Source organism: Formosa sediminum (genome assembly GCF_007197735.1).
GTDB classification, from domain to species: domain Bacteria; phylum Bacteroidota; class Bacteroidia; order Flavobacteriales; family Flavobacteriaceae; genus Formosa; species Formosa sediminum.
This window is the reverse complement of the sequence record NZ_CP041637.1, coordinates 2,621,318-2,636,801: the sequence shown is the minus strand read 5'-3', so window position 1 is coordinate 2,636,801 and position 15,484 is coordinate 2,621,318. Positions and strand designations below refer to the sequence as shown.

General features: G+C 31.5%; 14 protein-coding genes. 4 read left to right on the top strand and 10 right to left on the bottom strand.

Annotated features, from left to right (window positions below):
* Positions 1-245 precede the first annotated feature (245 nt).
* Positions 246-1,256 (top strand): glycoside hydrolase family 113, encoded by a 1,011-nt coding sequence (locus FNB79_RS11375; RefSeq protein WP_143381423.1) that lies wholly within the window; start codon positions 246-248, stop codon positions 1,254-1,256.
* Between the two features lie 213 nt (positions 1,257-1,469).
* Here FNB79_RS11375 and FNB79_RS11370 read toward each other — a convergent pair whose 3' ends face one another.
* From FNB79_RS11370 to FNB79_RS11340, 9 genes are all read right to left on the bottom strand, one after another.
* Positions 1,470-2,141 (bottom strand): Rossmann-fold NAD(P)-binding domain-containing protein, encoded by a 672-nt coding sequence (locus tag FNB79_RS11370; protein ID WP_246073367.1) that lies wholly within the window; start codon positions 2,139-2,141, stop codon positions 1,470-1,472.
* 49 nt (positions 2,142-2,190) lie between these two features.
* Entirely contained in the window at positions 2,191-2,331 is a 141-nt protein-coding gene (locus FNB79_RS17380) for a hypothetical protein (protein WP_246073267.1), read from the bottom strand.
* 97 nt (positions 2,332-2,428) lie between these two features.
* The gene (locus tag FNB79_RS11365) at positions 2,429-3,094 is read right to left on the bottom strand and encodes an aspartate/glutamate racemase family protein (protein WP_143381422.1); all 666 of its coding nucleotides are present in this window, start codon (positions 3,092-3,094) and stop codon (positions 2,429-2,431) included.
* On the bottom strand, positions 3,094-4,098 hold the full coding sequence (locus FNB79_RS11360) for an L-histidine N(alpha)-methyltransferase (protein WP_143381421.1): 1,005 nt from the start codon (positions 4,096-4,098) through the stop codon (positions 3,094-3,096). Before FNB79_RS11360 ends, FNB79_RS11365 begins: the two co-directional genes overlap by 1 nt.
* On the bottom strand, positions 4,099-5,247 hold the full coding sequence (gene egtB / locus FNB79_RS11355) for an ergothioneine biosynthesis protein EgtB (RefSeq protein WP_143381420.1): 1,149 nt from the start codon (positions 5,245-5,247) through the stop codon (positions 4,099-4,101).
* 518 nt (positions 5,248-5,765) lie between these two features.
* The gene (locus FNB79_RS17525) at positions 5,766-5,906 is read right to left on the bottom strand and encodes a helix-turn-helix domain-containing protein (protein ID WP_449404178.1); all 141 of its coding nucleotides are present in this window, start codon (positions 5,904-5,906) and stop codon (positions 5,766-5,768) included.
* Positions 5,907-6,195: 289 nt separating this feature from the next.
* A complete protein-coding gene (locus tag FNB79_RS17330; protein WP_221932578.1) occupies positions 6,196-6,423 on the bottom strand; it encodes a hypothetical protein in 228 nt (75 codons plus the stop codon).
* Between the two features lie 110 nt (positions 6,424-6,533).
* Positions 6,534-7,010: a glycosyltransferase gene (locus FNB79_RS11345; RefSeq protein ID WP_143381419.1), complete on the bottom strand. Its 477-nt coding sequence runs from the start codon at positions 7,008-7,010 to the stop codon at positions 6,534-6,536.
* A gap of 15 nt (positions 7,011-7,025) precedes the next feature.
* Positions 7,026-8,207, bottom strand: a complete 1,182-nt coding sequence (locus FNB79_RS11340; RefSeq protein WP_143381418.1) for a response regulator — start codon at positions 8,205-8,207, stop codon at positions 7,026-7,028.
* 202 nt (positions 8,208-8,409) lie between these two features.
* On the opposite strand from FNB79_RS11340, the gene FNB79_RS11335 reads away from it, so the two are divergent.
* Genes FNB79_RS11335 through FNB79_RS11325 form a run of 3 tightly spaced genes read left to right on the top strand, consistent with a single transcriptional unit; the run spans position 8,410 to position 14,230 of the window.
* Entirely contained in the window at positions 8,410-11,499 is a 3,090-nt protein-coding gene (locus FNB79_RS11335) for a hypothetical protein (protein WP_143381417.1), read from the top strand.
* A complete protein-coding gene (locus FNB79_RS11330) occupies positions 11,499-12,719 on the top strand; it encodes a hypothetical protein (protein ID WP_143381416.1) in 1,221 nt (406 codons plus the stop codon). Before FNB79_RS11335 ends, FNB79_RS11330 begins: the two co-directional genes overlap by 1 nt.
* A complete protein-coding gene (locus FNB79_RS11325) occupies positions 12,713-14,230 on the top strand; it encodes a glycoside hydrolase family 2 TIM barrel-domain containing protein (protein WP_143381415.1) in 1,518 nt (505 codons plus the stop codon). The genes FNB79_RS11330 and FNB79_RS11325 overlap by 7 nt, the downstream gene beginning before the upstream one ends.
* On the opposite strand, the gene FNB79_RS11320 is transcribed toward FNB79_RS11325, so the two are convergent.
* On the bottom strand, positions 14,220-15,434 hold the full coding sequence (locus FNB79_RS11320; protein ID WP_143381414.1) for a glycosyltransferase: 1,215 nt from the start codon (positions 15,432-15,434) through the stop codon (positions 14,220-14,222). The genes FNB79_RS11325 and FNB79_RS11320 overlap by 11 nt on opposite strands.
* Positions 15,435-15,484: the final 50 nt, after the last annotated feature.

The following is a 15,484-nucleotide window of genomic DNA, read 5'->3' as shown; positions in this document are numbered from 1 at the left end:
AAGTATTTAAATTAGGACAACAAGTGTAAGGTTTGTAATATTCTACTTTTAACAATAGCTACTTAGATCATTTACAAGAAGTATGTATGCTAACCTTGTTAAACATATAACGCGATAAACATTTCATTTAATAAAAGTTACAATAACACGCAGCTAATTTTCCAAGAAAAGAACACAAACTTTAGCAAAACTTTAGAATTATAGTTGCAAGATTTATACTACATTGTAAGTTTATAAAAAACACTATGAAATTAATTAACTGCCTATTTTTTTTATTCCTTTTTAGTATAGTTTCTTGTCAAAATCAATCTCAAAAAATTAATGGTGTGAGTTTTGTTTCTTCTAGAGATACTGTAAATGAAAACAATATAAAACCATTAGTTAATATTCATGCTAACTATGCTGCGATAATGCCTTTTGGATTTATTCAAGATTTAAATCATCCTCATGTTAAATATAATACAGAAAGACAATGGTTTGGCAAAACTAAAACCGGTGCAAAACATTATATTGAAACTTTGCAAAAACAACACATGCAAATAATGTTAAAACCACAAATTTGGGTAAGACATGGTGAATTTACAGGTCATATAACCATGAATTCTGAAGCGCATTGGAAAACTTTAGAAACGTCATATTCTAAATTCATATTAGAATATGCGAAGTTGGCAGAAGACTCTAATGTTGATATGTTTTGTATTGGTACAGAATTAGAACGTTTTATAAGCGCTAGACCTAAATTTTGGAACACTTTAATTCTCGAAATAAAAAAAGTGTATTCTGGTAAATTAACGTATGCTGCAAATTGGGATGAATATGAAAACACCCCATTTTGGGACCGTTTAGATTATATTGGTATTAATGCCTACTTCCCTGTAAGCCCAAATAAAACACCTAGCTTTGAAGATGCCATGCAAGGACTAAAACCTTATAAAACTACAGTTTCTGAATTTTCTAAAACTCATAACAAATCTGTTATTTTTACAGAGTTTGGGTATAGAAGTGTAGATTATAGCGGAAAAGCACCTTGGAATAGTGACCGCGCGATGACACAAGTAAATCTTGAAGCTCAAGTTAATTGTACAAAAGCATTATTTGAAACCTTTTGGGGAGAAGACTGGTTTGCTGGTGGGTTTGTTTGGAAATGGTTTATAAACCATGATGAATCTGGTGGAGAACACGATGCTAGATTTACACCACAAAACAAACCTGTAGAACAATTAATTAAGTCGTATTACAAAACGTTTTCAAACTAAAATACTTATATTGTTACAACTAAAGAAATCAAATAATTATTATCATGAATTAAAGAAAGGATTATTGGAGCCATACTATTTCTAGCAGGTGTAATAATTCAATTCAGTCCACTGGAAGATGGTATTACCGGAATAATATCTGCAATGGCAATTGGGAGTGGATTTGTATTACTTTTAACAGGTAAATTTGATAAATCGATATTTAGATCTTAATTAATTAGTGTAATTTGTGCTATAAAAATGTTCAATAAGCTCTAATGTAGATTTATGAGGTCTACCTGCCGCTTTTTCATAATCTGAAATCACTTTGTTTGCACCACTCTTAATACCCTCATAAATACCAGCAATAATAGTTCCTAAAAATTCTCCTAACTCTCCAATTCTATCAGCTTTATAAGCTTCAATTGAGACAGAATTATATATCAGTTCTGTTTGATATACTTGATTAATATAATCTGTAAGTTCATGTTGTGTAATACCATGTCCTACCAAATTATATATATTCCTATTGTGTTTATCTTCAAGTAGCATTTTGGTATAAGCAAAACCTAACTCTGTTCTGCTTGTATAGGTGCATATACCTTCTGCAGCACAATTTCTAATTTCACCGTCTTTTACATACGTATCTATATATTCCAAATCAGGCTCTATATAAATTCCATTTCTACCAATCACATACTCTAAACCGAAGTTTATAATATCTTGTTCTGTTTGTCTGTTTGTTTGTACAATAGGACTAAATGCATTGCCTTTTTCTGCCCCTACTATACTGGTATAAACTATTTCATTTACATTATTTTGCTTAGCTGCCTCAATAACATATCTATGCTGAATAATTCGTTTTTCGGGCGCATCCATTCCGGAAATTAGCAGTACACGATCTATGCCTTGTAATGCAGCATAAAACTGTTTGCGATTGTTATAATCTCCTACTCTAACTTCTTACTCCTAAATGTTGTGCGTGTTCAGGTGTTCGTGCTATAGCTACAACCTGATCTTGTCCTATTACCTTTACAAGTGCTTGAACAATGGCTGCACCTAGCTTGCCGCTTGCAGATGTGATTGCTATTTTCATAAATACAGGTTTAATAATTACAAAGGTGCACAGTATACCTTTAAACATATTGATACATCTTTAACAAATACTGGTAAATGTGAGACTTCGGGTATGTTTATGGCATGTGATTAACCGCAGTTTCCATTTGCAATTGCGCCATATCTATAAGATTTGGATTAGTTTTAAGATTTAATACCGATAATTCTGTACACCCTAACACCACTGGATAAGTTCTTGAATAATCATCTAAAAGGGTATGAAAAGCAGCTATTAAATTTGGAGTTTCTGTTCCATTATATACCGTTGTCCTAACCTTATCAATAAATTCCATATTTGTTTTTGAAGGTAATAAAACGTCGATGCCATGCGCCCTAAAGTGAGATCTAATATAATCTGATTGCATGGAATACATAGAAGCAAAAAGGACAATAGTTGAACAGTGTTGTGCTTTTATTTTAGAAATTGTTAAATGTATAGGGTGTAAAACAGTGGTATTCACGTTTAATTGATCTACAGTTTCATGAAGCGTAATATTAGGAATTATAATATGCTGAGCTCCAAATGCATCTAGTGAATTAAGATAACCTCCAACAATAGCAGATAATGCTTTAGATGTATTGGGAAGTAATGGATTTATAGTATTAAAATCTACATTTAACAAAAATAATGGACACGTACCATAAGCACCAAATTTATTATTATATAATAAATTTAATGTACTTAAATAATATGCTGTAGTTCGGCTTCCTAGCCCCAATACAGCAAGTTTTATATGTGTCATTATGCGTTTCGTGTTAGTATATAATCTGCAAAATAAGCCTTACTATCTAAAATTTTGGTATCTAAACTAAAATTGGCATTGGCTATAATTTCCGTAATAAGTGTATCATTATATTTTCTAGAAATTTCAGTGTGTATTTTTTCTCCTTTTAAAAATTTGAAAGATTTACCAAGGGCCTTTATAGTTACTATTTGATTTACACAACTCTCTATAAAACTTTTTGCGATTCCTTCATTCTCATCATACTCTGGTTTATGTTTAAACTGATTTAAATTAAAATCAGCTCCCAATTCTGCATTTATACGCGCTAACAAATTTAAATTAAATGCAGCTGTTACTCCCTGACTATCGTTATATGCAGGTAAGACAACCGATTTTGATTTGATTAAATCTACACCTAACAACAGCTTGTCTTCTGGGTTTAGATTAGCACTTAGCTTAGTCATAAATTTAGTAGCAGCGCTATCAGACATGTTTCCAATATTAGATCCCAAAAACAAAATAATTTTAGGATGTTTACTCTCTTTTAAAGCATCAAGCACCTTAAAATAATCGCCTTGCTTAGTTTTAACAGACACCTTCGGGAGTTCTTGCTTTAAGTTATCTTCTAAAAGATTTAAAGCATTTGAAGATATGTCTATAGGAAGATAATCGAATTTATAATTTTGATGCTCCAAAACTTTAAGTAATTCTTTAGTTTTTAATCCATCTCCGGCACCCAACTCTACAAGTTCAAAATAGCGTTCAGGATGTAATTCTAAAGCGTTTATTAATTGATTGGTTTTATGTTGGAAAATTTCTAATTCACTACGTGTTAAATAGTACTCCGGAAGATTCATGATTTTTACAAATAATGCATCTCCTTTTTGGTCATAGAAATATTTAGACGGTAAACATTTTGGATTACGTTCTAGTCCAGAATTGACTTCCTCACTAAACACATTATATAATGTTTCAGCTGTATTTACCTTTTGACTTTTGCTTTGTTTTACTAATTCAATCATTTATTTTACTAATCTTAATCCGGTAAATTGCCAGCTTTCCGAAGGGTTAAAAAAATTACGATATGTAGATCTACTATGGTGGTTAGATGTTGCAACAGAAGCCCCTCTTAACACCATTTTATTACTCATAAACTTACCGTTATACTCGCCTAATGCACCATGTTCTTTCACAAAATTGGGATAAGGTAAATAGGCACTATTAGTCCATTCCCAACGTTTTCCCCATCTAAAGTGTTGAGCAGCCACTTCCCATTCAAACTCGGTAGGTAAACGCATATCTTTCCACTCTGCGAAGGCATTAGCCTCGTAATAGTTAATATGAGTTAATATGGCATCGTGATCTACTTTTTGAAGTCCAGATAAAGTGTAATAATGCCATTCTTTATCGATGTTATGCCAATACAATGGAGCAGCTATTTTATTGGCATTAACCCAAGACCAACCATCGTCTAACCACAAATTAAAATCGGTATATCCACCAGATTCTATAAAATCTATATAGTCGCCATTGGTGACAAGGGTATTTAAAATTTCAAAATCGTTTAAATATACTTGGTGTACTCCCAATTCATTATCATAACAAAAGCCATTACCTTGATATCCCACAGTGTATATTCCTGCTTTTACATGAATACTTCCTGTAGTAGAATTATGGTCTTTAACCAAATTATAATCGGAATGATAGACAGGAAATATAGGATTATGGCCAAACATATATTTTACGTCTGTCACTAATAATTCTTGGTGTTGCTGTTCATGATTTAACCCAAGAATTACCAAATCAATAATAGTTTTATCGGTTTGATGCTCTAAAAAATTCAGCATTTTAGTATCGACATAGGTACGATATTCTAAAATTTCGGCTGTAGTAGGCCGCGACATATTCCCTCTATTGGCTTGTAAAATTCTATCTCCAGCATTGTTATAATAACTATTAAAAAGAAAGTTATAGTCTGGGTTAAAAACTGTATAATCTTTAAGGTATGGTTTTAAAATAAAGGTTTCAAAAAACCAAGTGGTGTGTGCTAAATGCCATTTGGGCGGACTTGCAAATTGAACCACCTGTATAGCATAATCTTCAATATGTAAATGACTACAAAACGCAACAGACTGTTCTCTAATCTCTTTATATTTTAAACTTAAATGCATTTAATCTAAAATTATTATGATGTAAATTATAAACCTACGATTTTAACCTCTTTTATATGTTAAATTATTGTCAAAAACCAAATAAATACTTCAATTAATTAACAACTAACACTAAGTGAATTAAAATTTATGTAAAATTAATAGCCTATAAAGTTTCTTTTAACGCAATCAATTCTTTTTCTAACGCGTCTGCTTTTGATTTAAATTTTTCCATCGCTTTTTTTAATTGACCGACTTTCTTTAATAAATCGTCGTCCTGAATAGCTTCATAAATGGTTATTCCGTTTGAGGCTTTAAATTTTGATGTCCCTCTATATGTTGGACAGATAGTTACTTAACTCATAAGTTAAGTTTTATTCAAAGATCTAATTCTAATAGATTAAACAAAAGGTGAATAGTTGGCAAATAATGGTAAATCTAAAACCTAAAGCATAAACTATTTTTCTACTAATAGCTGAATGTGATGTAGTAAATAATAGTTGTAATCAAGTTTAAAAACAGGATCCAGAAATGTATGATTACAACTTGGCTAGAAATTGCTTTGGAGTTTCTGAAGTATGTTTTTTAAAGAATTTGGTAAAATTTGTAATTTTATTAAAGCCGGCTGCATGCCCTATTTCTTTTAAGCTATAATTTGAAGTCGACATGGCTCTTTTAATCTCTAAAATTACAAATTAGTCTATAAAATGCTTTGCGGTATTTAACGTAAATGCTTTTTGCGCATAAGTATTTGTATTCTGAAGTTCTTCAGTAACATGGTATATAAAAAAGCGATTTAGATTAACGGCTTGCACCAACGGTTTAGAGATGTGATAATTGTAGAGGTGTGAAATAAAATTTACTGAAGATTTAGAAAAATATTTCAACACAAAATTTTCAGTAAAAACCACTAGATACCCTTCGTAATTGATATAATCTGTAAATGCATGGACTTGCCCTTTTGCTATTTTAACTACATCGCCCGTTTATATATATATTGTAATCTATTAAATCTACTTGATGTTGCCCTTCACCAGCTGTAACAATTAATAAGGCAAAAAAAGTAATTCTGTGAGGTTCTTGAGGATTGTGATTGGGATCTGCCTCGATTCTAGTAAACAATTCGTCTAAACATAAAAACTCTATATCTGTAGCGCCTTCACTACTCTTAAAAGAAATGTTTGGAATGGCAGTCAATATAATAAAATTGCAGTGTTATAAATAATCAAAATATTTGATTACAGCTCTAAAATAAGGATTTTTTAGAAACGCTATATACCACTACTAAATCGTACTTTAATCTAAATTTAAACCCCAGTAACATCAAAATAAGACTTAAAATATGTACTAAAATCATGCATAGAAAATGTATTCTTAAACAGTTTGCGCTCAAAAGGTTTAGTTGCTGCAACTTTAGCATTGTACATTACAATTAAATCATAACGTGTTTTAATAAGTTGAATTATTTTACTAACGTGTTTCATATTAGAAATAGATTGTATGGTTAAAAATCCGATATATTTAAATTCACCGTGTTTAGATAAATACCTGACTCCTGCTTTTATGGCTGCAGTAGTTCCTTTATATTTTTTAATATCTATTAACGATAAATTTGAAGAATACATTTGCTCAATATCTCTAAGTTTTTGCAATGTATTATCTGTACTTCCATTATTAATAAGACTTAAATGTATCTGTTTTGAAAGCTCAAAAATGCTATTAAAAAACTGTTTGTTAATGGTATCTTCGTTATTATGGAATATAAGAATTAATCCAACCTTCATATTATTATAATAAATTTAAGCTACCCTTAAGTGTGATTTTTTACTATTATTTTTTACGTTATTACCACGATAAACCCAAGCTATTTGTGCTAATTGTCCAACAATTTTTATAGAGTCTTTCATAGATAATTTAGATCCATCGGCATGAATCCAACGTTTTAAAGGCTGTTCGCACAACATCGATTTAGCTGTTTTTAATCCAAAGTGAATACTCATTCTTTTAAAAATTTCAACATCAAAAATCCATTGGGTAACAAATTTTTCACCAAAAGCAATATCAATAACATCTTTACTGAATATTTTGGCACCACATTGGGTGTCTTTAAAATCCATTTTTAAAATTTTTCTGATGATATAATTTATAGTTAAACTAATAATTTTTCTAGCAGATTCTTTGGTAATATTTGCACCCATTCTAGAGATTCTAGATCCACTTACAATTTTAAAATCTGAGGTTTCAATGGTTTTAACCAAATCATCAAAATCTGCTAAATCAGTAGATAAATCGGCATCCAAAAACCCGATATAATCTAAATCGGCTTTTTTAGACATGTGCAACATCCCTAAACGTACAGCTTCTGCTTTACCTCCATTTTTTTCGCAATCGTAAACAGTAATAAAATCTTCTCTGCCTTTTTGTATGTTGTGTAAAACTTCTAACGTTTTATCTTTACTCCCATCGTTTACAAAACACAAATGATACCCCGAATGCTTATCTATATAATTTAAAAAAGCATTACTTAACAACCGCTCTTCTTCATTATAACAAGGGATCACCACACCTACACAACGGTGCTGAATCATGACATTACTGGTTTCTACGTCATTTTGAAACTCAGGAACACCTATTAATCGTTTTACGCGGGCACTAATTTCGTTTAAGCTTAAAGGCTTTTTCATATAATCATTAATACCTAAATCAAACCCTTCTGTAATCACACTATCTTGAGTATTTCCAGAAAGCACCATAATTGGCGTGTCTGGATTTTCAGAATGTCTAATATGCTTTACAATATCTAACCCAGAAATTCCAGGCATATTTATATCTACAATAACTAAATCTGGTAGAAAACTATTATAAATCTCTAAGCCTTTTTCTGCATTAGTTTCTATTTGTACTACATAACCTAAGTCTACTAATCGTTTTTGTAAAGGCAATAAAACTAATTGCTGGTCATCTATAGCTAGAATTTTCATAATAATCTGATTTATACATTTTTGATAATCCAAAATTACTATAGTGATTGCTTGAAAAATTGTAATTTAGTTTAACTACTATGTATGTGTCGATGAATGGTAGCTTGCTATAGTTAATTAAAATTTAAACCCCTACATTAATTATTTATCTTTACCATCATAATAATAGTTATGACTTTAAAAGTCTAATGCACACTTACTATTGAAAGAAACCTCAAATAAATATTTAATTGCAGCCCTTATTTTAGGCATAATTTTTCATGGTAGTTCCATTTTCTTTACATTGGAAACTACTTATGATGCTTTAATTCATTTATTCTTTGCAGATCATTATGCAAACAGTTGGTTCGAGCCTTGGAATTACAAATGGTATACAGGTTTTACGGTACAAAGTTATCCGCCTTTGGTACACCAATCTATTGCTTTACTCTCATTAATTGGCGGACTTAAATTTGGGCTATTTAGTGTAGCTTTAATTGCCATAATCTTATTTATTACAGGAACCTACAGGTTTTCCTTATTAATGACTGCAAACAAAACAGTGGCTGGATATGCATGTTTACTTGCTGTATTTTCGTCGTCTTTTGTAGAAACATTACACATATTTGGACAACTGCCCAGTATCGTTGGAGTTTCTGTTTTAATGCATGCGCTGCCAGAAATCTACTTATGGTTAAAAACGGGTAGAAAATGGTATTTGGCAACAAGTTTATCGCTTATTGCTGTTACGGTTACTTCACACCACGTTACTCCTATTTTCGGGATGGTATTTTTTATCTTTCCATTAATAGGCATGGTTATAATGGATGTATCTAGAGAACAAGCAGGTAGCATGAAAGCGGTTACATTCAAAATATTTTTAAATAGTTTCTTTACACTTTTTAAACGTATTGTAAGTTTTGGTTTGTTGTCTTTAATTTTAATTATTGGTTGTATTTTTCCGTATTGGCTAAATTCAAAAGCAAATCCCATAACACAAGTTCCTATTCCGCATGGATCTCGAGATAATTTTCTAGAAATCACATCGTCGGGATTGGTGTTCTTTTTAATTCCTTGGGGCATCTTATTGGTATTACTGCCTTATATATTTTATAGGTATTATAGTAAAAGGTATTTGTTTTTTGGTTTATCGGTAACCATTTGTACCATTTTAGGAACTGGAGGTACAACACCTATCCCACTAAAATTATTAGGTGAAACGGCATTTAATATTTTAACGCTAGACCGGTTTACGCTCTGGGCTTCTATTCTATCTATTCCGTTAATGGGCGAATTTGCGTATCGTTTTGTTGAAGGAGATTTAAAGACTTTAATACAGACAAAATTTGGTGCAGTATATCATAGAATTATTGGAGGTATTTTAGCAGGATTATTTATTTTCATGGTCGTGTTTACGATGAGTTTAAATTATTTTAGACCCTCCCAACCTCAAAAAATAAAGATGCTGCCTATAGTGAATTTCTTAAATCAAGACGATCACGACAAATGGCGATTTTTAACACTTGGATTTGGCGACCAAATGGCTTGGCTTAGTGCGCAAACCAATGCCATGACTGTAGATGGAAATTATCATTCTGCCAGACGATTACCAGAATTAACCACAAGACCTATAGAACGTTTAGAAAATTCTAAATTTAAAGGTGTTGCTGGTATTGGATCTTTACAACAATTTTTAACTACACCCGAAAAATACAATCTGAAATACATTTTTTCTAACGATAAGTTTTACGATCCCATTCTTTACTTTTGTGGTTGGCAGCGTTTACGTCAATTAGAAAACGGGATTATGGTTTGGGAACGTCTAAACATTCCGCCAGTATCTTCTATTTTACCTAAAGAAGATGTTGCCAAATGGCTTAAAATTCATTGGGGTATAGTTCCCTTTATTACAGTTTTAATCGCTTTTGTTTTAAACATACAAATGTTATTTGTTCTTGCTCTAAAAACACGAGTAAAACCGAAACCCGAATTTTTAAAATTTCCAACTGCATACACAACATTTAACCGGAATGTTTTAAAAATCACACACATTTGGGCATTACTTTTAGCAAGCGTGGTGTGTTATGGCGTATATATATTCTATTTAAAAAACGATTCGCAACGCAGTCCAGAAAATGCTATAATAGCATATTATGATGCGTTAGATTTTAAAGCTTTTGAAAAAGCGCATGCTCTAATTAATCCGCAAAGCGGTATTCCTATTGCGCAATATATGTTAGAAATATCGGTTACAGATGGCCTGTTAAGCAGTTATGCAAAAATGGACGCTATAACAACCGAAATTACGACACTTAACGATAGTACTGTATCGGCAAAAATTACGAGCCAATGGATTACACCATTAGAAAAAATTGAAAAAATAGATTATAAATCCCTCTCTAAAATTAAAGGAAAATGGTTTTTAGAGCCAGACGATTTAAATAACGATTTACCTCCAGATCAATTATACTCAGATAACACAACAACCTATTTTAACCAAGGTCGACGCCGAATTACGACTGAAGCAACACATCATGAAGATATTTTAAAACAACCTGTTTTAGAAGTGATTTCTGCAAAACTAGTACAATACAATGGTAGTTATGCGATTATTGGAGAAGTTCAGAATATTGATAATGTCCCTGCAGATGTGGTGTTAAAAGGCACATTATATGACGACAACAACAAACAATTGGCTACATACAATGCAAAATACCACATAAAGCACAAGTTGATGCCGAAAGAATCGAGCAGTTTCCGAATAAATTTTGAAGGTATTGCTTGGTCTAAAACACAAGATTCTATTCCAGACACATTTAATCCAGACGAATTTACACCTGTAGAATTTGAAGAACAACCTACTACATTTAATTTACAAGTAGCAGGAAACGTTTCTGGTTCAGATTTATATAAAAACGTCGTTTTAAGTGCTGTTACCATTGAAAATGAAACCATAAAAGGACATATATTTAATAGTGGTATACAAGAAATTACCATACCTCAGCTTTTAATTACATATTACGATGCCAATAAAACAATGGTATGGGTAGATCATGTATTTGTAAAAGCTGGTATAAGACAACAGAGAAAGCAAGATTTTAAATATAACATTTTAAAATCAGGTCGTGTTAAATCTATTAATACTAGCATGGAAAATATTTTTGTAAACGGCTTACCAAATCAAAACATTTCCGATAAAATAGTACCCAATAGAATTTATAATCATTTAAACACTCAATTACAACCTATTACACATCCTGATTTTAGTTTTATTAAAATAGAAATTAACACCTATATAGGAAACCCTAATTAATGCAAACCAAACTTACATATTTGTTTCTTCTTGGCGTAATCGTATTATCTTCATTTGCGATTATACCCCTAAAAAACGCTTCTGTAGATATAAAATTACAAACTACAGCAACCGACTATCCAGTAGGGACGCATGTATTATTACATTTTACAACATCCAATAATACAGAAAAGCCTTTATTGTATTGTTCTAACAGTTATGGCTCTACAATTATTAAACCTACCATAAATAATAATGGTTTAGACTATGTTATTCCCAAAACAATTACCAATAAAATTGGTACAATAAATTGGAAATTAATTGCAAATACCCATACACATATGGGCAAGATAAATATGCTTCCCAAAAACGAAGTCGCTTCTATGGAAACCTATATTGGACCACCTAGTATAGAAGCTGGTGGTACAGATTACAGTATGTTAGTGGTTATTCCTACCGATAGTTTAGATAATCCCGTACCTACAAATACCTTAGTTACAGCTAAGCATCAATTTTTAACGTCTGAAGAAACTCAATCCATATACACAAATAATTTAATTGCATATAGCAATATCTATTCTAAAAAAGAAAGCGGACGCATGTTGGTCGCTTCAGAATGTTTAGGAATAAATTCTAAAGAATTTACAATTAATGTTATGGCTGCAATTCCTACAAATTTTAAAATTGAAGCGACTCGTCCCCATAACTATGCAGATGGCAACCAAATAACAACATTTACAACTTCAGTAATAAAAGACAAGCACAATAATAGAGTTAGTGATGGTACATTTGTAACGTTTTATATTACGAATAAAAATCAAGATATTTTAAAAACCACCGGAACGACTATTGAGGGTATAGCTACTGCTAAAATGATTCATCCTGATTATGCAGACACTTGGAGCATTAAAGCCTATATAAATGGTATGGCAGAAAGCAATAGTATATCACTAAACTACTTACAAGTTATCCATGATTTTGATGTAAAATTTAAAGCCCATAACCGCACAATTACGGTTGGTCCTTTACAAAGTTTTATGCAACAAATGATTCCTGATGGATTACACGTACAACTCAAGATTTACAAAGATAATATCCTTGTAGAAACGCTCACTAAAACATCGTTTAATGGCTATGCCACTTTTAAACTTAAACCTGCAATTTATACTCATGGCACATATAGTTTTACGTTTGAAACGGCAGGAATAAAAAAACAATTTAAAACAATATCATTATGGTAGGTCTTAATAAAAACATATTACGTACCATATTAATTATATCTTATATTATGGTTATTGCCTTAATCATTTCTGGTGTTAGCGCCGTTTTTAGTTACTTAAATACAGGTGCAGATAGAAGCACGATGTTACACACAGAAATTCAGAAAGAAACACATTACTTACCACAAATACATTGGGCGCCTTTAAAAAATGAAGGACGACCAATGGATAGCGAAAATTTAAACGCCTTACAAAACGATTATCTTAATGCCTGGTATGTAAAACACATTGCATATAAAACAAACTCAAAAACAGGTTTAAAAGATTATTATACAGATAGCGCTAGAAAAAATTTATATGATTTTATAGCCTTAAACAAAGCTGAAGCGATAACTATTGAAGCTACGACTTTAACCCACAATCCTAGGTTAGAGTTTTTTAGTGAAGACGGACAAATGGCAGTAATAACAGACCGCGATGTGGTAGAGTTTAAACGTATTTTTAAAGCCAATACATTAATTTTAGAAACCACAGAAACTGCCACCTATAACATAGTATTTTTACTTGAAGATGGGTTTTGGCGTATTAGACATTTAGTAAAAACAGCCACCCAACCCTATCAAAATAAAGCAAAAACAGTACGCAATGATAGTTTAAATATTAAAGGCATAAATTATTATCCTCAAGCACACCCTTGGGACATGTTTGGGGATGATTTTTCTAAAGAAACTATTGCTAAAGACTTTAAAATCATTAAAGATGCAGGATTAAATTCGGTACGTATTTTTGTACAATATGAAGATTTTGGAAAAGCCAATGTTAAGCCTGAAAAGCTTGAGAAACTAATACTGACTTTAGATCTAGCTGAGGCACAACAGTTAAAAGTAATGGTTACGTTATTTGATTTTTATGGCGATTACACTGTTATGGACTGGACATTAACCCAACATCATGCTAAACAAATTGTGTCTGCATTAAAACACCACAAAGCTTTAGTGGCTTGGGATATAAAAAATGAACCAAACTTAGACTTTGAATCGCGTGGTAAGGCCAATGTTGTTGCTTGGTTAAACCACATGATTGATTTAGTAAAAAAAACAGACAGCATACATCCTGTAACTATAGGTTGGTCTAACACCAAGAGCGCAACGATTTTAAAAGATAAAGTAGATATTGTATCTTTTCATTATTATGAAGATTTAAGCCACTTAGACCAAGCCATAATAACTTTAAAAGACAAAATTCACGATAAGCCCTTAGTTTTACAAGAATTTGGGTTGTCTTCATATTCTGGATTATGGAATCCCTTTGGCTCAACTAAAACAAATCAAGCTGATTATCACAAAAAAATCCAAGAACAAATAGCAACACATCAGTTACAATTTATGTCTTGGACATTATACGATTTTACTGCAATCCCTACTGCTGTTGTTGGTAAATTACCGTGGCGTAGAGAGACACAAAAACACTTTGGCTTTATTAATGAAAACGGGACATTAAAACCTTCGTTTACATATATTTCTAAGCCATAACTTCTCGTTTCTCAGATTTTATTGTTTTTTTATTAAATATAATAGACTTAAATTCATCTACATACATTTGAGTAATTTTACTCATTGGTAAGGCTGTTGCTGCTTTATAGTTTGCTTGGCCTAATTTAATTCTATAGGCATCATTAGTTACAATATTTTCAATAGCAACGGCTAAACTCTCTATACTTGTTGGCTCAAAAAATTCACCTTCATAACCTTCGTCTTTTACTAAATGTGCTAAATCTCCTAAATTTGGCATTACTACAGCTTTTCCATAACTTCCTGCTTGGTGTAACACTCCAGAACTTCCTGTTGTAGATGTATAAGGAAAAACTACTACTGCACTTTCATTAAATAATGTTGGAACTTCATATTCTTCTACATATCCAGTAAAACGTATCTGTGGTACATGTTTATAACGGTCTTTTACACTTGCTAAATACCCTGGGACATTGGGGTTATCGGTTCCCGCTATAACCACTTCTAAGTCTAAACCAGTTCTGCTTCTTACCTGCACTACTGCCTCAATCATATCTTCCACTTTTTTATAAGTGCCAAACTTCCCGAATGTCATAATTTGCATAGGCGCTTTAGGCACTATATAATTAGATTCTAATGGGATATCGAAAGTACCATGTGGTATCAGTTTAATATTTGTTGCTAAATATTTTAATTCTAAAACTTCAACGTATTTTTCAATAGTTACAGCAACTGTATCTGCTTTTAAAATGAGTTTAGTTAGGCTTGTTCCTATAAATCCATATAACTTTTGCATTAATTTACTAGATGTAAACCCAGCACTACCTAAATCTACTTCTTCAAGTATATTATGTAAAAGCACAATGTTTGGAATATTTTTTAGTTTACAAACCAATGGTAACATTAGGCCCAATGCTGCAGCTACTTTTTTATCACCAAACTTCATAAATTGTAAATTAAATAAAACGGCATCTGGTTTTGCTTTACGAATAGCTCGCGATACCGAATATAAATTTGTATAACTATTGAAAGACCAACATTCTTTTACAGATATTTTACAACCATCTTCTTGAAACTCCAAATCTTTAACTCCTTCTGTTTTATCTGTAAGTAAAACAAGTTCGGTAACATCTTTCTTCTGTCTAAAATGCTTTACTAAATGGTAAGCGTATTCATTTAAAGTCACTTTACTAGGAGGATATGCGGTTACAATAGCTAATTTCATGATTAATATGGTTTAATTATAATACAAATATGGTGTATAAATTTAGATTA